The sequence below is a fragment of the Nocardioides sp. TF02-7 genome, assembly GCF_022437945.1.
Classification (GTDB): domain Bacteria; phylum Actinomycetota; class Actinomycetes; order Propionibacteriales; family Nocardioidaceae; genus Nocardioides.
On sequence record NZ_CP092535.1, the window covers coordinates 3,834,766 to 3,852,673 of the forward strand.

18 protein-coding genes are annotated in these 17,908 nt (G+C 73.1%); 11 read left to right on the top strand and 7 right to left on the bottom strand.

Features of this window, described 5'->3' with window-relative positions:
* The first annotated feature begins 21 nt into the window (after positions 1 to 21).
* The 5 genes from MF408_RS19795 to MF408_RS19815 all read left to right on the top strand — a co-directional run bounded on the left by MF408_RS19795 (position 22) and on the right by MF408_RS19815 (position 4,191).
* Positions 22 to 165, top strand: coding sequence for a hypothetical protein (locus tag MF408_RS19795; protein ID WP_240249089.1), 144 nt, complete (start codon positions 22 to 24; stop codon positions 163 to 165).
* A 99-nt stretch (positions 166 to 264) separates the two neighbouring features.
* Positions 265 to 765 (top strand): glycosyltransferase, encoded by a 501-nt coding sequence (locus tag MF408_RS19800; protein ID WP_240249090.1) that lies wholly within the window; start codon positions 265 to 267, stop codon positions 763 to 765.
* Complete coding sequence (locus MF408_RS19805; RefSeq protein WP_240249091.1) at positions 725 to 1,096, top strand: hypothetical protein; 372 nt, start codon at positions 725 to 727, stop codon at positions 1,094 to 1,096. Before MF408_RS19800 ends, MF408_RS19805 begins: the two co-directional genes overlap by 41 nt.
* Before the next feature lies 1 nt (position 1,097).
* Complete coding sequence (locus MF408_RS19810; protein ID WP_240249092.1) at positions 1,098 to 3,317, top strand: porin PorA family protein; 2,220 nt, start codon at positions 1,098 to 1,100, stop codon at positions 3,315 to 3,317.
* 4 nt (positions 3,318 to 3,321) lie between these two features.
* Positions 3,322 to 4,191, top strand: coding sequence for a methyltransferase domain-containing protein (locus MF408_RS19815; protein ID WP_240249093.1), 870 nt, complete (start codon positions 3,322 to 3,324; stop codon positions 4,189 to 4,191).
* A 270-nt stretch (positions 4,192 to 4,461) separates the two neighbouring features.
* Here MF408_RS19815 and MF408_RS19820 read toward each other — a convergent pair whose 3' ends face one another.
* On the bottom strand, positions 4,462 to 5,838 hold the full coding sequence (locus MF408_RS19820) for an HNH endonuclease (protein ID WP_240249094.1): 1,377 nt from the start codon (positions 5,836 to 5,838) through the stop codon (positions 4,462 to 4,464).
* Between the two features lie 288 nt (positions 5,839 to 6,126).
* On the opposite strand from MF408_RS19820, the gene MF408_RS19825 reads away from it, so the two are divergent.
* Positions 6,127 to 6,606 carry an OsmC family protein gene (locus tag MF408_RS19825; protein WP_240249095.1) on the top strand — a complete coding sequence of 160 codons (480 nt, stop codon included), beginning with the start codon at positions 6,127 to 6,129 and terminating at the stop codon, positions 6,604 to 6,606.
* Positions 6,607 to 6,651: 45 nt separating this feature from the next.
* On the opposite strand, the gene MF408_RS19830 is transcribed toward MF408_RS19825, so the two are convergent.
* The 6 genes from MF408_RS19830 to MF408_RS19855 form a co-directional block, all read right to left on the bottom strand.
* On the bottom strand, positions 6,652 to 6,867 hold the full coding sequence (locus MF408_RS19830; protein ID WP_240249096.1) for a hypothetical protein: 216 nt from the start codon (positions 6,865 to 6,867) through the stop codon (positions 6,652 to 6,654).
* 150 nt (positions 6,868 to 7,017) lie between these two features.
* Complete coding sequence (locus MF408_RS19835; RefSeq protein ID WP_240249097.1) at positions 7,018 to 7,719, bottom strand: class I SAM-dependent methyltransferase; 702 nt, start codon at positions 7,717 to 7,719, stop codon at positions 7,018 to 7,020.
* A 101-nt stretch (positions 7,720 to 7,820) separates the two neighbouring features.
* Entirely contained in the window at positions 7,821 to 8,255 is a 435-nt protein-coding gene (locus tag MF408_RS19840; RefSeq protein WP_240249098.1) for a binary toxin-like calcium binding domain-containing protein, read from the bottom strand.
* 244 nt (positions 8,256 to 8,499) lie between these two features.
* A complete protein-coding gene (locus tag MF408_RS19845; RefSeq protein ID WP_240249099.1) occupies positions 8,500 to 10,599 on the bottom strand; it encodes a hypothetical protein in 2,100 nt (699 codons plus the stop codon).
* A complete protein-coding gene (locus tag MF408_RS19850; protein ID WP_240249100.1) occupies positions 10,508 to 10,921 on the bottom strand; it encodes a hypothetical protein in 414 nt (137 codons plus the stop codon). Before MF408_RS19850 ends, MF408_RS19845 begins: the two co-directional genes overlap by 92 nt.
* Before the next feature lie 111 nt (positions 10,922 to 11,032).
* Positions 11,033 to 11,863, bottom strand: coding sequence for a class I SAM-dependent methyltransferase (locus MF408_RS19855; RefSeq protein ID WP_240249101.1), 831 nt, complete (start codon positions 11,861 to 11,863; stop codon positions 11,033 to 11,035).
* Positions 11,864 to 12,033: 170 nt separating this feature from the next.
* On the opposite strand from MF408_RS19855, the gene rpsA reads away from it, so the two are divergent.
* The 5 genes from rpsA (at position 12,034) to MF408_RS19880 (ending at position 17,899) form a co-directional block, all read left to right on the top strand.
* Entirely contained in the window at positions 12,034 to 13,512 is a 1,479-nt protein-coding gene (gene rpsA, locus MF408_RS19860; protein WP_240249102.1) for a 30S ribosomal protein S1, read from the top strand.
* Positions 13,513 to 13,590: 78 nt separating this feature from the next.
* Positions 13,591 to 14,061, top strand: coding sequence for a hypothetical protein (locus tag MF408_RS19865; protein WP_240249103.1), 471 nt, complete (start codon positions 13,591 to 13,593; stop codon positions 14,059 to 14,061).
* Positions 14,062 to 14,068: 7 nt separating this feature from the next.
* Complete coding sequence (locus MF408_RS19870) at positions 14,069 to 15,664, top strand: aryl-sulfate sulfotransferase (protein ID WP_275693240.1); 1,596 nt, start codon at positions 14,069 to 14,071, stop codon at positions 15,662 to 15,664.
* Between the two features lie 263 nt (positions 15,665 to 15,927).
* Entirely contained in the window at positions 15,928 to 16,893 is a 966-nt protein-coding gene (locus MF408_RS19875; protein ID WP_240249105.1) for a helix-turn-helix domain-containing protein, read from the top strand.
* Positions 16,894 to 16,900: 7 nt separating this feature from the next.
* On the top strand, positions 16,901 to 17,899 hold the full coding sequence (locus MF408_RS19880) for an aldo/keto reductase (RefSeq protein WP_240249106.1): 999 nt from the start codon (positions 16,901 to 16,903) through the stop codon (positions 17,897 to 17,899).
* The last annotated feature ends 9 nt before the right edge of the window (positions 17,900 to 17,908 follow it).

Here is a 17,908-nt window from a genome sequence, read left to right on the forward strand (position 1 = left end):
TCTTTGGGAGGGGACCTGCGCATGACCATGAACATCGTGATCTCAGCGCTCGTCGGAGCGCTCGCGTCGGCGGCCGTGCTCGTGGCCGGCGTCAACGCCTACCAGAACAGCAGCGCCCAGAAGCCGGTCTCGGAGGCCGAGCTCTACACCTACTCCAGCGAGTAGCACCGGCCGGTCGTCCGCGGCTGGGGAGCCCGCGGACGACCGGCGTCTCAGGCGTCCTCGAGGGACGCGTCTCACTGCAGACGGCTTGGGAGGGCCCGGATGCTGCACATCGTCATACCCGCGTACAACGAGGAGTCACGGCTGCCACGGACGCTGCACGCCTTGCGCCGGCACGTGGTGGACCGCCGCGGGGTCCTCGGGGCGGTCGGGGTGGTCGTCGTCGACAACGCGAGCACGGACCGGACGGCCGAGGCTGCGCTGGCGGCGAGCACCCCGGCGCTGCCGGTGCGCGTCGTCGCTTGCCCCGAGCGGGGCAAGGGGGCTGCGGTGCGGGCCGGGCTGCTGGCGACCGACGCCGAGCTCGTGGCGTTCATGGACGCCGACGGGGCCACGGCGCTGGACGCGCTCGACGAGGCCTGCCGCCGGGTGCAGCTCGGCGCCGACGCGGTCATCGGCTCCCCGCGCCCTCGCCGGCTCCGTCACGACCGCCCGCACCTGCGCCACCCGGGCGGCGGGCGCCGCCTGCTACCGGATGCTGGCGCGCCGGCTCGTGCCCGGGGTGGCCGACACCCAGTGCGGGTTCAAGGTCCTGCGCGGTGACCTGGCGCGCCGCGTCGCGGGCGCCCTGACCGCCCGCGGCTTCTCGTTCGACGTCGAGCTGCTCGTGCGGCTGCGTGCCGTCGACGCCCGGATCGACGAGATCCCGGTGGTCTGGACCGACGTGCCCGGCTCGACGTTCGTGCCGATGCGGCACGGCGCGGCGGCGTTCTCCGAGCTCGCGGCGATCGCCTGGCGCACCCGCCGGCTCGTCGCGCCGCCGCTCGGTGGCGCCGGCACGACCGGATCGCCGTCGCCCGTGGCACTCCCGGCACCCGTGGCTCTCCCGGCGGCGCTCACCCCGGTGGTCCTGTCCGCGATGAGGGAGCACTGACATGGCCGGCCGCTCGGCGCTCGCGCCGCTCGCCGGCCGCCGGGTCGTCGTCGTCAACTGGCGCGACCTCGACCACTCCCTCGCGGGCGGGTCGGAGATCTACGCGTGGCACCTCGCGCGCGCACTCGCCGAGGGCGGCGCCGACGTCGAGCTCGTCACCGCGCGCGAGCCGGGCCAGGCCCGGTCCGAGCACCGGGACGGCATCGCCGTGCACCGCCACGGCGGCCCGCTCGGGTTCTACCCCCTCACCGCCGTGCGGCTGCTGCGTCGTCGCCGCCGCATCGACGCGGTCGTCGACCCGTCGTGCGGCCTGCCGTCGTTCGCGCCGCTCGTCGTGCGCCGGCGCACGCCGGTGGTGCTGGTGCTCCACCACGTGCACCAGGACCAGTTCGGAGCACACTTCCCGGCGCCCGTCGCCGCGTTCGGCCGCTGGCTGGAGCGGGTGCTGATGCCGCTCGTCTACCGGCGACGCCGGGTGGTGGCGGTGTCGGAGTCGACGCGTCAGGAGATGCGGCGCCGGCTCGGCTGGACCGGGCCGGTCGGGCTGCTCGAGAACGGCGCCGACCTCCCGCCCGCCGGGGCGGTCGATCCCGGCCGGAAGGACCCGGAGCGGGTGGTGGTGCTCGGCCGCCTGGTCGCCCACAAGCGGGTCGACCTGGTGCTGCGCGCGGTCTACGCCCTCACGCTGCAGCTTCCGGGGGTCCGGGTCGACCTCGTGGGTCGCGGCCCCGAACGTGAGCGGCTCGAGCGGCTCGCCGCGCATCTCGGGCTGACCGACCGGGTGACCTTCCACGGCTTCGTGGACGAGGAGCGCAAGGCCCAGCTGCTGGCCCGGGCATCGGTGCACGTGTGCGCGTCCGACGCCGAGGGCTGGGGCCAGGCGGTCGTCGAGGCGGCGGCGTACGGCGTGCCGACCGTCGCCCGCGACGTGCCGGGGGCTGCGCGACTCGGTCCGGCCCGGCGAGACCGGGTGGCTGGTCCCCGACACCCCGGCCGATCTCGAGGAGGTGCGCCGCCGGCTGACCGCCGGGATCGCGCACGCCCTCGCGGAGGCCGCCGACCCCGCCGTCCGCAGCGCCCGGGCCGAGGCCTGCCGCGCCTGGGCGGCCAAGCACGACTGGGCGCAGATGCGCCGGCAGGCGCTCGACCTGGTCGTGGCAGAGCTCGCGGACCGCGCACCGGCGCGGTCCCGTCACCACCGTCCGCGCGACCGGCGCGAGACCGTCATGGGAGGAACAACATGCGTCGACTGATCGGACCCATCCTGGTCGGGCTGGGGGTGTTCCTCATCGTGGCCGCCGTACTGGTGCGGTTCTACGCCTACCCGACGCTCGCGCGGGTGCCGGACGGGTACAACAGCGAGACCAACCTCGAGGCCGCGGGCGCGCAGATCTTCAACTCCGACCCGGAGGTGCTCGCACCCGAGACGCACGACCTGGTCATCACGTCGAAGACCAGCGAGGACGCCGAGGCCGATGCTCCCGACGACGTGACGGTCTGGGTCAACGTGGTGACCACCGACCGGGCCGACGGCAGCAACTTCCAGCGCTCGACCGAGCGGGCGGCCTTCGACGTCGTCACCGGCGAGGGCGTCGACTGCGAGCCCTGTGACACGTGGATCGAGCGGGTCGAGGGCGAGGACGTCGTGCGCGACCCCACGGTGTTCGAGGGACAGGTCTACAAGTTCCCGTTCGGCACCGAGAAGGAGGACCACGACGTGTGGGACGGCTCGGTGGGGGAGGCGGTGACCGCCACCTACGAGGGCGAGGAGGAGATCCAGGGGCTCACGGTCTACAAGTTCGTCCAGCAGGTCGAGCCGACCGTCATCGAGACCCGGGAGGTGCCCGGCTCGGTGTTCGGCGCGTCCGAGCCCGTCGTGCAGGCCGAGATGGTCTACGAGATGACCCGCACCTTCTACGTCGAGCCGCAGACCGGGTCGCCGATCCACCGCGTCGAGGAGCGCAACCAGGAGCTGGTCCACGACGACGTCCGGGTGCCGGCGTTCGTCGGCACCGTGCAGTACACCGACGAGCAGGTCGACTCGAACGTCGACGAGTACGACACGAAGGCGATGCTGCTGTCGGGGAGCAAGGTGCTGTACCCGCTGCTGCTGGTGGTGCTGGGTCTGGTGCTGATCGGGCTCGGGCTGGTCATCAACCGGCGGGTCGAGGGCGAGGAGGCCGGCACCGGGGAGCACGACCGGCCGCTCGCGACCGTCTGACGTGGTGTCGCTTCCGGGCAGCCGAGCGGTCCGGGGGACGAGGGAGCGGCTGCGGTCGTTCCGGGAGCGCCGGATCGACCTCCCGGTCGGCCCGGACGACCTCGTCCTCGACGTCGGCAGCGGCGACAAGCCGTCGTGGCGCGCCGACGTGCTCCTCGACCGCTACCCGGACGACGCGTACGCCGGGCAGCGGTCGGGCACCGGCCGCACCCGCGTCGTCCGCCCGCTCTTCGACGCCGACGCCGCCGCCATGCCGTTCGCCGACGGCGTCTTCGACTACGCGATCTGCTCCCACGTCCTCGAGCACGTGACCGACCCGGTCGGGGTGGTGCGCGAGCTGACCCGGGTCGCGAGGGCCGGCTACATCGAGGTCCCCGAGGCCGCGGCCGCCAAGATCGTCGACTTCCCCCAGCCACCTCTGGTGGTGCCGCCTCGACGACTCGACCCTGCCGCCGACGCTGGTGATGACGGCCAAGCAGGCGCCCGCCTTCGACCCCGAGATCGAGGCCTACCTCGACCGCTCGGGCCTGGCCGGCCCGGTCAAGCGCCTGATCGACACCAAGCACCACCTCAACGTGATCTCGTTGCGCTGGCACGGCTCGCAGCCGATCAGGGTCGAGGGCGAGCTGGCCCCGGAGTTCGTCGAGCAGACCGTCACCGCCGACGCCCACCACCGCGGCACCGAGGCGCTGGTCGCTCGCGCGATGACCACCGTCCTCACCGCCCGCCGCGCGCCACGCGACCGGGCGATCCGGTTCGACGACGTCGTCAAGCCCCGACCTCCGCCGCGGCGACGGGTCGCTGCTCGAGCCGCGGGTCTACCGGCTGTAGGGCGGTCTCCGCGGTGGTCGCGGTGGTCGCGGCGGTTGGTTGATTGCTCGGGCGCCGGGTTGCTTCGGGTCGACGTGCCGCCCGGGGACGTCATACGGATCGTGGGCGATCGCCCTCGGCACGTATGACGTCCGCGGCTGGCGCTGGGCGGAAGCGCAGGAGCCCGGGTTGTGCGGTTGATCGCGGTCATCTGGTGACGGGGATCCACCGCGCAGGCCCGCGAGGCGGTGACTGGGCATGCCGCTGGCCCCGCCGAGTCCGGCGGGGTGCGGGGCGCGGGAGCTACTCCTCGAGCGGGTCGGCGCCCGGCTCATCAGCGGCCGGGTGGAGGGGCGCGGGTGCCGGCAGCGGTGACGAGGTAGCGGTGCCGAGACGGACTGGTCCACAGGTAGACCGTGGGGGCGAGTCGTTCGTAGCTCCAGCCGGCGTGGGTCTTCGCGCGATGATGCCCTCGGCACAGGGCGGCTTCGTTGCACGGACACGTCACCCCGCCTTGGGCGTGGGGGACGGTGTGGTCGACGTCGCAGCGTTCGGCGCGCTTGGTGCAGCCGGGGAACACGCAGTGGTGGTCGCGCTGCACGACGATCCTGCGGTGCCGGTCGGGGATCTCGTAGGCGTCGATCGGCTCGCAGCCGGCGAGGTCGAGGACGGGGCGGACGATGATCCGCCCCGCCGCACCACACCACTGGCGGATCTGCTCGGCGGTGACGGGGACCTGCAGGTTCTGCAACCGACCCACGCAGGCGCCCTCGTCATGCGCGGCGCGATCGGTGAGTGCGTCCTGCGCGAGGTGGACGAACAGCTCGATGCCGCGTCCGCCGACCGGGCGCGGATGGGCCGGCTGCTCGCTGTCGGTGGTGAGGTCGAGGGTGAGCTGGTCGCGGGCGATCTCACCGACCGCCTTCGACCGACGCACGTCGAGGGAGTCCTCATCACCCAGCGACGCGAGCTCACGAGCTTTGCCGCTGACCGCACGTTCGAGGTCGAGCGCGTCGGCGAGGTCGAGCACACCGTCGACCGCACCACACCCTCGGTGCCGGCGTGGTCGAGGTCGATGTCGAATCGTCGCGTCTCCTCCGCGCGCTGGCGGCGGGCTTCGGCGAGGTCGGGCTGGAACCGGGTGATCGCTTCTTCGACGAGGCGGTCGATCTGCGCCCACGAGCAACCCGCGGCGAACGGGGCGAGATGGTGGTCGACGAACCCGACCGCTTCGTGGTTGAGGAGTCGGGTCTGGTCGGCGATCCGCAGCGCCTTCCACACCGGCACCAACCCCCTCCCCGACCTTGGCCCAGATCTGCGGCAGGCGGTGGCTCAGCTCCACAACGCAGCCCACGTAGGAGCGGGCCGAGTCCAGGGAGCGGCCGAGGATCGGGGCGAGCTCGATGATCGCGAAGTCACTGATCAACGGCGCCCCCTCGCCCGCGACCGGCAGCCCCGTGTCCAGGCCCCGCTCGGTCAACGTCGCCGCGCCCTCAGCGGAGCTGATGGTGTTGAGGTTGGCCCAGTGCGCGATCCGCTGCACCAGGGCGAGCTCGCGAGCCGCGAGGACCGCCCGGTCCTCCGCGACCAGGTCGAGCAGCTCGTGGGTGAACGTCTTCACCGGCACCTCGGCGACCGCAGGCTCGGTCTCGACCACCCGCGCCGCAGTCGCGGCGGGGAGGTCGAAGAGCGGCGCGGTCCCGAGTTCCATGAGACCTAGTCAACACGCCGCCACCGACACCGCCATGCGGCCAGAACCCTGCTGTGGACAGGCATCCAGCGCATCCCGGCCTGTGGACGACAAGTGGGCCGAACACCCCTCTGCCACCCGCGACGCCGGCCGACAACGCCGCGCAACCCCCTCGTCGTACCCGTCTCGACCCCGACCCCAGAACGTCGACCCAAGACGACCTGGCACCCGGTCGGAGCCACCAGCCAAGCGCCGCGACCACCGCGGCGAGCGCCCACACTTCCTCGTCCTTCCCAGCGGCGACGCGCGGTGCGGCGTCCGAACCTCGTGCGATCGCCGTCTGAGAGTGTGTCGCGCATGAGCGACAACACCCTGCGCAGCGTCGACCTGGCCCGCATCGGCGACGGGAAGTACCGGGCGACCAACGTCCGCGGCGGCGAGATGCTGGTCGGCGCCATGGACGACCAGGATCCGACGTTCACGCCGGTGGAGCTGCTGCTCGTCGCGATCGCCGGCTGCAGCGCCACCGACGTCGAGTTCATCACTCGCAAGCGCGCGACGAGCACGTCGTTCGACGTCCGGGCCGAGGGGAACAAGGTGCGTGACGAGCAGGGCAATCACCTGGACGGGCTGCGGTTGACCTTCGACGTCCATTTCCCGGCGGGCCCCGAGGGTGACGCCGCCAGGGGCGTGCTCCAGCGGGCGATCGAGCAGAGCCGCGACCGGTTGTGCACGGTCAGCCGCACGGTCCAGCTCGGCGCGGGCGTGGAGTACCGGCGCGCCGACTGACGGATGTGGATCGTCGCGCCGATCCGCCCGGACCGGCCTATTGGCTCACGCCGCCCGCGCCGCCCGGTTCGCGACGCGGGTGACGCCGACAGCGCCGAGCAGGACGCCTCCGTAGCCGAGGACGAAGAGGCCGATGGTGACGGGGTGCGGCGAGACGCCGTGGGGAGCAGCGCGGACGCTGCCAGCGCCAGGGCGGTCCCGACGGTCACGTCGGCCACGAGCCGCCCCGGCCGTGCTGCGGCGCGGTGCGCGGCGTTCCACGCCCGGTCCGACGCACGGGTGGCAGACGTGCGGATGCCGACCAACCCGTTGCGGGGGAGCGTGCCGCGCAGACCGGCTCGCGCGACGAACCTCAGGACCACGCTGACCACCAGGAGGCCCCACGCGCCGCTGAGCGCCATCACCATGCGGTCACCCCGGCTTGCGCCCGACGAGGACCAGGCTGACGCCCGGCAGCCGCCGCAGCGGCAGCACGCGCTCCAGCGCGACGGTGGCGCGCAGGCCGGCGTTGAGGGCGGGGTGCACCGGCTCCATCTCGCTCTCCGCCGTGTCCCGCTTGCGCCGGCGGGCCCGGACGACGGGGCGCAGCAGCACGTTCCACGACCACACGTCCTCGACCTGCAGCCCGGCGCCCGCGACGAGGCCGGCGAGCTCGTCGCGCTCGTAGCGCCGGTGGTGGCCGAGCGCGACGTCGTGGCCGCTCCACAGGCGCATCGAGCACGGCACCGCCACCAGCAGCCGGCCGTCGGGGCGGAGCACCCGTGCGGTCTCGGCGGCGACGGCACGGTCGTCCTCGACGTGCTCCCACACGTCGGTGGACATGACGAGGTCGAACGACGCGTCGCCGAAGGGCAGGCGGGTCGCGTCACCGCGGACCACGGTGAGCCCGCGGCCGGCGGCGATGCGCGCACCGGCGGGGGAGCGCTCCACGCAGCTGACCGTCCACCCGAGGTCACGCAGGACCGCCGCGTTGCCGCCGCTACCGGCGCCGACGTCGAGCGCCCGGCCGGGCGACCAGGCAGCGGCCGTACGACGCACCAGCGCGCGCCGCTCGGCGTACCACCAGTGCCGCTGCTCGAGCCGCGCCGACTTGGCGATCTCCTCCTCGTCCACGGCGGGAGCCTAGGGGCGTGTGCCCACCCCGGGGAACGACACGGGGCACCAGCATCACGCTGGTGCCCCGTGTCGGTGGTTCCGCGGTCAGCGGCCCCGGCTCAGCCCTGCCCGCCGAGGATCCGCAGGCCGCGCGGGTTCTTCAGCCCGGAGCGGACGTCGGCCGGGTCCGCACCGGCGCGGACCTCCTTGCCGTCCTTGACCCCACCGCGGTCGGTGTCCCAGTGAGTGGGGTCGCTCTTGTGCCGCTTGTGCCGCTTGTTGGCGTTGCCGGTCACCTCGGCGCGGTCCTTGAGACCGTCGCGGTCGGTGTCGGCCTGCACCGGGTTGGTCACCCGCAGGCCGATCCGGTAGGAGCCGCCCTGCTGCTTGCGCACGATCACCTTCTGCTTGATCCGCGTGCCCTTGACCTCACGGTCGTCGCGCAGGCCGTCGCCGTCGGTGTCACGGACGCACGGGTCGGGCTTGACCAGGCCGATCGCCTTCCGGGTCCGCTTGTTGAGCTGCACCTTCTGCTTCAGCCGGATGCCCTTCACCTCCTGGCCGTCCTTCAGCTTGTCGCCGTCGGTGTCGGCACGGAGGGGGTTCGTCGAGCCCGTGCTGCAGTTGGTCGGCCCGTTGACCTCGCGGCCGTCGGTGAGCCCGTCGTTGTCCGTGTCGGGGTCGACCGGGTCGGTGCCGACCTCGTCGACCTCCTCGCCGTCACCCAGCCCGTCGTCGTCGGTGTCCCCGTCACCGGGGTCGGTGCCGAGGTCCTCCTCCTCGTCGTCGGGCAGGCCGTCACCGTCGGTGTCGGTGTCCGGCAGGTCGTCGTCGGGGGTCGTCGACGGGGTTGGTCCCGTTGTCGACCTCGGCGCCGTCGGTCACGCCGCCGTCGTCGGTGTCGGGGTCGAGCGGGTCGGTGCCGACCGTGTTGACCTCGGCGCCGTCGGTGAGCCCGTCGTTGTCCGTGTCGGGGTTGCCCGGGTCGGTGCCGAGCTCCTCCTCCTCGTCGTCGGGGAGGCCGTCGCCGTCGGTGTCACCGGTGGCCGGCAGGTCGTCCTCGGGGTCGTCGACGGGGTTGCTGCCGTTGTCGACCTCGGCGCCGTCGTTGACGCCGCCCTCGTCGGTGTCGGGGACGAGCGGGTCGGTGCCGATCGTGTTGACCTCCTCGCCGTCGCTGAGGCCGTCGTCGTCGGTGTCGGGGTCCTCCGGGTCGGTGCCCAGCTCGTCCTCGACGTCGTCGGGCAGGCCGTCACCGTCGGTGTCGGTCGAGGGGAGGTCGTCCTCCGGGTCGTCGACCGGGTTGGTGCCACGGTCGACCTCGGCGCCGTCGGTGACGCCGCCGTCGTCGGTGTCGGGGTCGAGCGGGTCGGTGCCGACCTCGTTGACCTCCTCGCCGTCGGTGAGCCCGTCGTCATCGGTGTCCGGGTTCTCCGGGTCGGTGCCGAGGTCCTCCTCTTCCTCGTCACTCAGGCCGTCGCCGTCGGTGTCGCCGGTGGCGGGCAGGTCGTCGTCGGGGTTGTCGACGGGGTTGGTGCCGTTGTCGACCTCGGCGCCGTCGGTGACGCCGCCGTCGTCGGTGTCGGGGTCGAGCGGGTCGGTGCCGATCGTGTTGACCTCGGCGCCGTCGGTGAGCCCGTCGTTGTCGGTGTCGGGGTTGTTCGGGTCGGTGCCGAGCTCGTCCTCCTCGTCGTCGGGGAGGCCGTCGCCGTCGGTGTCACCGGTGGCGGGCAGGTCGTCCTCGGGGTCGTCGACGGGGTTGGTGCCGTTGTCGACCTCGGCGCCGTCGTTGACGCCGCCCTCGTCGGTGTCGGGGTCGAGCGGGTCGGTGCCGATCGTGTTGACCTCCTCGCCGTCGGAGAGGCCGTCGTCGTCGGTGTCGGGGTCCTCCGGGTCGGTGCCCAGCTCGTCCTCGACGTCGTCGGGCAGGCCGTCACCGTCGGTGTCCGTGGTCGGGATGTCGTCGTCGGGGTTGTCGACGGGGTCGGTCCCGTTGTCGACCTCGGCGCCGTCGGTGACGCCGCCGTCGTCGGTGTCGGGGTCGAGCGGGTCGGTGCCGACCTCGTTGACCTCCTCGCCGTCGGTGAGCCCGTCGTCGTCGGTGTCGGGGTCCTCGGGGTCGGTGCCGAGCTCCTCCTCCTCGTCGTCGGGGAGGCCGTCGCCGTCGGTGTCACCCGGCTCGACCTCCTCGCACTCGACGCCGCCGGCCGGGGCCGTCGCGGTGACGTGCTGCGGAGCGAGGCCCAGGTCGAGGGCGAGCAGCGGCGCCCCGACCACGGACAGCACCTCGAGCTCGATCCGGAGCAGCGACAGCAGGTCCGCCTCTCCGGTCGCGCCCTCCGACTGGTCGTCCGGCGAGAAAGCGGTGACGGTCAGGTCGGCGACCGCGTCGAGCAGTCCGAGGTCGATGCTGAGCGGCTCGCCGTTGAGCGGGACCGGGATCTCCGACGAACCGACGGTGACGGTCACTGTCGGCGGGTCGACGAGCTCCGCGGAGCCGGTCGTGCCGTCGGAGGTCGCCTGCAGGGTCACCGGGGAGGTGACGTCGATGCCGACCTGGCCGCCGAGGAGGTCGATGTCGCCCACGGTGGTGCGCACGGTGGAGACGACGTCGGAGCCGCCGTCCCCGTCGTCCACGAGCTCGGTGGTGGTGCGGACCGAGGACGCCTCGATCGACGCGACCTGGCCGACCACCGGGAGGTCGAGCAGGGACAGCCCGGCGAGCTGGGTCACCGCGTCGGAGAGCAGCCGGCGGCCGCCCTCCGCGGGCACGCACGACGTCGCGGAGCCGTAGGCGGCCTCGACGTCACCGGAGAGGGCGCCGACGGTGACCACCGGTGCCAGCGGCACGCCGAGCAGCTGCCTCGCGGCGGGGTCGGCGCTCGGGGGAGCCGCCACCTCCTCGCTGTCGAGGGGGGATCTCGAGACCGACCAGCGCCGCCTCGAGGTTCGCCGACTCGGCGGTGGCGTTGTCGTCCGCCGCCGTGCTGTCGACCGTCGACTCGGCGTGACCGACGTACACGTCGGCCAGGTCGAGCGCGGCGGCGTCGATGGTCAGGCCCACGACGTCCGCGTGCGCGTCGGCCGTGTACGGCGCGGGCAGCGGGTCGGCCTGGGCGGGCTGCGCGGCGGCGAGGGTGAAGGTCGCCGCGGTGGCCAGTGCGGTGCCGGCGACGAGGCCGGCGCGCAGGCGCGCGGAGGTCGTCCGCGGTTCGGACATGGGAGCTCCCTGAGATTGGTGACCGAGATGATCCGAGATGCCCATTCAACGTCGGATGCGATAACGCGTTATGCGTTTCTGATAACAGACCTCGCGATTTAACCTTCGGTTTCAGCCCAGGTCGGCGCCGAAGATCGCCGTCCCCGGCGTGAGCCGTCCGCGCACGGCGGACCAGCCGCCCCACAGCCGGTCGTGCCCCTCGGGCCACTCCGGCTCCAGCAGCGTCGTCAGCCGGAAGCCGGCGCCGGCCAGCAGCGACACCCAGTCGCCCAGCGTGCGGTGGTGCTCGACGTAGGCGGTCTCGCCGGTCTCGTCGTCGACCTCGACGTACGGCGTCCGGTCCCAGTAGGACTGGCTGGCGACCAGCCCCTCCTCGGTCGGGTCGTCCGGGAACATCCACCGGGTCGGGTGGGTGATGGAGAAGGCGAAGCGCCCGCCGCGGCGCAGCACCCGGGCGGTCTCGGCGACGGTCACCTCGATGTCGGCGACGAACTGCAGCGCGCCGAACGCGCAGAACACGACGTCGAACGCGTCGTCGGCGAAGGGGAGCGCGGTCGCCGTGCCGCGGACGCTCGGGACGGCGATCCCGGTCACGTCGTCGATGCGGCGCGAGTGCTGCAGCTGGCGGTGGGAGAGGTCGAGGCCGTAGGACCGGCCGCCGCGGCTGCGGATCCAGCGGGAGCACTGCCCGGCGCCGGAGCCCAGCTCGAGCACCGAGCGGCCCTCGAGCGGCCCGAGCACCCCTGCCTCGTCCTCGGTGAGTCCCTCGGGCCCCCAGACGAAGCCGACGTCGCCGAGGAACGCCCCGTGGGTGGCCTGGTACTCGTCGGCGTAGCGGTCCCAGTCCGGTCCGTTGGCCCGGCGCGACTCCTCCTCGGAGACCCGGCGACGATGGGCGGTGACGGGGGGATGGGGCCAGTGCTCCTGGCGGGCCTGCTCCACGGGAGGAAAGGTTAGTCCGCCCGGTCTCGCGGCCCGTCGCCGCCAGTTGGACTCGGGCGCAGCCGCCCGCGTACCCTGGAACGTCTGCGATCGCCCGGGTCACCCCTGACCAGGGAGCGCAGGAGATCTATCCCGACGACATTCTGCCCATCCAAGGACTACTCCTACACATGACGAGCACCCTCTCGACCCCGCTGCCCAGCCAGTACGACGACAACGCGCCCCAGGTCGCGGTCAACGACATCGGCTCGGAAGCGGACTTCCTGGCCGCGATCGACCAGACCATCAAGTACTTCAACGACGGTGACATCGTGGATGGCACCATCGTCAAGGTCGACCGGGACGAGGTCCTGCTCGACATCGGCTACAAGACCGAGGGCGTCATCCCCTCGCGCGAGCTGTCCATCAAGCACGACGTCGACCCGTCCGAGGTCGTCGAGGTCGGCGACAAGGTCGAGGCCCTGGTCCTCCAGAAGGAGGACAAGGAGGGTCGCCTGATCCTGTCCAAGAAGCGCGCCCAGTACGAGCGCGCCTGGGGCACGATCGAGGAGATCAAGGAGGCCGACGGCGTCGTCGAGGGCACCGTCATCGAGGTCGTCAAGGGTGGTCTGATCATCGACATCGGCCTGCGCGGCTTCCTGCCCGCGTCGCTGGTCGAGATGCGCCGCGTGCGCGACCTGCAGCCGTACGTCGGCCAGACGCTCGAGGCGAAGATCATCGAGCTCGACAAGAACCGCAACAACGTGGTCCTTTCGCGCCGCGCCTGGCTCGAGCAGACGCAGTCGGAGGTCCGGCACGGGTTCCTCACCCAGCTGCAGAAGGGCCAGATCCGCAAGGGTGTCGTGTCGTCGATCGTCAACTTCGGTGCGTTCGTCGACCTCGGTGGCGTCGACGGTCTGGTGCACGTCTCCGAGCTGTCGTGGAAGCACATCGACCACCCGTCGGAGGTCGTCACCGTCGGTGACGAGGTCACCGTCGAGGTGCTCGACGTCGACATGGACCGCGAGCGTGTCTCCCTGTCGCTGAAGGCGACCCAGGAGGACCCGTGGCAGCACTTCGCGCGGACCCACCAGATCGGCCAGATCGTGCCGGGCAAGGTCACCAAGCTGGTGCCGTTCGGCTCGTTCGTGCGGGTCGAGGAGGGCATCGAGGGCCTGGTCCACATCTCCGAGCTGGCCGAGCGCCACGTCGAGATCCCCGAGCAGGTCGTCCAGGTCAACGACGACGTCATGGTCAAGATCATCGACATCGACCTCGAGCGGCGCCGGATCTCGCTGTCGCTGAAGCAGGCCAACGAGACCACCGCGGCCTCCGACGTCGAGGAGTTCGACCCGACGCTCTACGGCATGCCCGCGACCTACGACGAGCAGGGCAACTACATCTACCCCGAGGGGTTCGACCCGGAGACGGGCGAGTGGCTCGAGGGCTACGAGGAGCAGCGCTCGGCGTGGGAGGAGCAGTACGCCAAGGCGCACGCTCGCTGGGAGGCCCACGTCAAGCAGCAGCAGGAGGCCAAGCAGGCCGAGGTCGAGGCCGGCGAGGCCACGTCCTACACCTCCACTCCTGCGAAGGAGGAGGAGGGCGGCGGTTCGCTCGCCTCCGACGAGGCGCTGCAGGCGCTGCGTGAGAAGCTGACCGGCGGCAACTGACCGCTGATCCACGACGGCCCCCGGCGCACCGCGCCGGGGGCCGTCGCCGTCTGCGGGCGGCAGGGGAGGGGAGACGTGGTGCGCGGAGCACTGAGAGCAGCAGCGTGCCTGCTGGCGCTGGCGGTCGGGCAGCCGGTGCCGGTCGCCACGGCCAGGGTCGACGGTGTCGACGGGGTCGTGGCGCAACGGCGGGCCGCGCCGGTCCACGCGATCACCGTGGGTGGGCAGGGGGTCGCCCTCAGCCCGGCCTTCACGCCGGGCACGAGTCGCTACGCGATCGGGACCACGGAGGCGACGCAGGGCGCCGTCACCGTCAGGGCCACCACCAGCGACCGGCGGGGCCGGGTGCGGGTGAACGGCCGCGTGGCCACGGGACCGGTGCGGGTGACCGGCCTGGCGCCCGGTGACGAGATCTCGGTGCTGGTCGACGACGCCGGCGGCGCCGCGGCGTACTCCCTGGTGTACCTGCCGGCCGGGTTCCCGCGGCTGGCGGCGGTCGTCGACCGGCCCGGCGCCGGTGACGGCGAGGTGCTCCCTGACGCTCGGTGACCACACGGTGGTCGTCGACCGTGCCGGCGTGCCAGTGCACCTCCACGACCACGGCACGCCCGTGACCGACCTCAAGCCCGCGCCGGGCGGGCACTACACCGTGATGCGCCGGCTGCCCGGGCCGGAGAGCGACTGGGACCTGGTCGAGCTCGACGAGCAGCTCCGCGAGGTGCGCACCTACCGCACGGTCGGGCTGCGCAACACCGACAACCACGACTCGATCCTGCGCGCCGACGGCAGCCGGCTGCTGCTGGCCTACGAGCCGGACGACGACACCGGCCTCGTCGACGCGGCGATCCAGGAGGTCGACGCCGACGGAGACGTCGTCCACACCTGGGACAGCGGCGACCACCTCGACGTGGCGGCGGAGACCACCGCCAGTGACGCCGCCGACTACGCCCACGTCAACTCGATCGAGGTGTTGCCCGACGGCGACGTGCTCGCGTCGTTCCGGCACCTGAGCGCGGTGCTCAAGATCGCCTGGTCCGACCACGACGGCCACCAACGCGGCGACGTGGTGTGGCGGCTGGGCGGCCGGCTCAGCGACTTCGAGTTCCTGGACGACCCGCACGGCGGGCCGTGCGCGCAGCACACCGCGACCCGGCTCGCGAACGGCAACCTGCTCGTCTTCGACAACGGCTCGGTGGCGCTCGGCGCCAACCCCTCCTACTGCGTGGACCCCGACGACCGGGGCGGGCCGACGGTCGACCGGCCGGTCACGCGGGTCGCCGAGTACGAGCTCGACGAGGCGGCCGGGACGGCGAGGCTGGTCTGGTCGTACGCCGACCCGACGCGGTTCTCCTACTTCGCCGGCTCGTCGCGGCGGCTCGCGGGCGGCACCACGCTCGTCGGCTGGGCATCGGACCACACCGCGATCGCGACCGAGGTGGCGCCCGACGGCACCACGGTGTGGGAGCTGCGCGACCTGGATCCGGACGTCCAGGGACGGGCCTGGAGCTATCGCGTCGAGAAGGCGGTCGTCCCGGACGCGATCGCGCCGGAGCTGGACGCTCGGCTGCCCGGCCGGGCGCGCTTCGACGTCGGCGACGTGGTGCGACCACGGGTGACCTGCACCGATCGGGGCGGGTCCTCGCTCCGCACGTGCGCGACGCCGGCGCTGCGCACCTCGCAACCGGGCCGGCACACGGTGCGGGTCACCGCGACCGACGGCGCGGGCAACGCGACGCGCCGGACGCTGCCCTACCGGGTGACCTCGCCCCGGCCGGCGCTGGCGGTCCGCGACACGAAGGCGTGGCGCGACCGGACCGTGCTGCGGGTGCCCCGTCAGGGCAAGGCGAGGACGACGGTCCGGGTGGTCAACCGGAGCGTCCGCGCGCGACGGATCGACCTCCGCGGCCCCGAGGGCGGCGCGGCCTTCGACCTCCGCTACCAGTTCCGCGGCAACGACGTCACCCGGGCCGTGGTGGCCGGGACGTGGCGCACGCCCCGGGTGGCGCCGGGTGCCGCGACACGGCTGATCGTGACGGTCGTCCGGCGGGCGCCGCGTCCCGCCGCGCGCACCTTCGGCGTGGCCGCCGCGGTGCGGGCGGGGGACGCGGACCTCGTCCGGCGGGTCCGGCTCGCCGTGCGCCCGGGGCGCTGAGGCGGGCTCAGGCCGCGCGGACGTCGTTGCGGGTCGGGGGGCAGGAAGCTGGGGTCCGTCCGGTGCGAGGCCGGAGGGGCCATGGGGCCGCGGTCCTCGCGGACCAGGGCGACGACGGTGCCCAGCACGCCGGCGAGCGTGAGGGCCGAGAGCAGGATCACGATGAACATGGCAGTAATCCTGCTCCTGGCAAGATCCTGCCACCAGTGGCAGAGTTGCCGCCTTTCGTTGATTTCCTGCCATGGCCGTGGCACGCTGACGCGGTGCTGACCAACGTCGCCGTCCTCGCCTACCAGGGCGTCGCCCCGTTCGAGCTCGGCGTGCTGTGCGAGGCGTTCGGCCTCGACCGCACCGAGCACGGCGTGCCGCGGCTCGAGTTCGCGGTGTGCGCGCCCACCGCCGAACCGATCCCCACCTCGATGGGGTTCTCCATCCAGGTGCAGGAGGGCCTGGAGCGGGTCCGCGACGCCGACCTGGTCGCCGTGCCCGCGATCCCGCGCGGCGGGATGCCGCCGGAGCCGGTGCTCGACGCGATCCGCGAGGCCTACGACCGGGGTGCTCGGATCCTCTCCGTGTGCAGCGGGGCGTTCGCGCTCGGCGCGGCCGGCCTCCTCGACGGCCGGGAGTGTACGACCCACTGGATGTACACCGAGGAGCTCCAGCGCCGGTTCCCCGAGGCCAAGGTGGTCCCCGAGGTGCTCTACGTCGACACCGGGCAGGTCGTGACCAGCGCCGGCACGGCCGCCGGCCTCGACGCCTGCCTGCACATCTGGCGGCAGGAGCACGGCGCGGCCGTGGCCAGCATGATCGCCCGCCGGGCCGTCGTACCGCCGCACCGCGACGGGGGCCAGGCGCAGTTCATCGCCCGCGCCGTGCCCGACTGCGACGCCGAGACGCTCCGTCCGCTGCTGCTCTGGGTGCTGGAGAACCTCGGGGAGGACCACAGCGTCGAGTCCCTCGCCCGCCGCGCGCACATGTCCCCGCGCACCTTCGCGCGGCGGTTCCGTGACGAGACCGGCACGACCCCGCACAGCTGGCTGACGGCGCAGCGGGTCGCTGCCGCCGAGGAGCTGCTCGAGACCACCGACCAACCGGTCGAGTGGATCGCGGCCGAGGTCGGCTTCGGCAACGCGGCGAGCCTGCGGCACCACTTCCAGCGGGCCCGCGGCGTCAGCCCGCGTCAGTACCGGCAGACCTTCTGCCCGACCCCGGGGCAGGCATCGGCATGATGGCCCCATGGAGCAGCGGACATTCGTACGAGCAGGGTTCGACGCGTCGGTCGTAGGCCTCGGGACCTGGCAGCTGGGCGCGGACTGGGGTGACGTCAGCGAGGACGACGCGCGCGCCGTCCTCGAGGCGTCGGTCGCGGAGGGGGTGACCTTCTTCGACACCGCCGACGTCTACGGCGACGGCCGCAGCGAGCAGGTGATCGGCGGGTACCTCCGCGAGCACGACCGGGAGGGCCGGATCCGAGTCGCCACCAAGATGGGACGCCGGGCCGAGCAGGTCCCGGCGAGCTACGTGCTCGACAACTTCCGGGCGTGGACCGACCGGTCGCGGCGCAACCTCGGCGTCGACACCCTCGACCTGGTGCAGCTGCACTGCCCGCCGTCGGAGGTCATCGACGCCGACGCGACCTACGACGCGCTCGACACCCTGGTCGCGGAGCAGGCGATCGCGGCGTACGGCGTCAGCGTGGAGACCGTCGACCAGGCGCTCAGCGCCATCGCGCGGCCGGGTGTCGCGAGCATCCAGATCATCCTCAACGCCTTCCGCCTCAAGCCGCTCGACGCCGTGGTGCCCGCGGCCGCCGACGCCGGGGTCGCGATCATCGCGCGGGTGCCGCTGGCCTCCGGCCTGCTGTCGGGGCGCTACGACGAGACCACGACGTTCGCCGACGACGACCACCGCAGCTTCAACCGCCACGGCGAGGCCTTCGACGTCGGCGAGACGTTCTCCGGCGTCGACTACGCCACCGGGGTGGCGGCCGCCCGCGAGTTCACCGCGCTCGTGCGCGAGCACGGTCCTGAGGGGGCGACGCCGGCGCAGGTGGCGCTGGCCTGGGTCGCCCAGCAGCCCGGGGTCACGACCGTCATCCCCGGCGCCCGCAACCCGGAGCAGGCCCGCGCCAACGCCGCGGCCGGCCGGCTGCCCGCGCTGCCGCAGGAGCTCCTCGACGGTGTCCGCCGGATCTACGACGACCGGCTGCGGGCGTCGATTCACCCGCGGTGGTAGGGCGGCGAG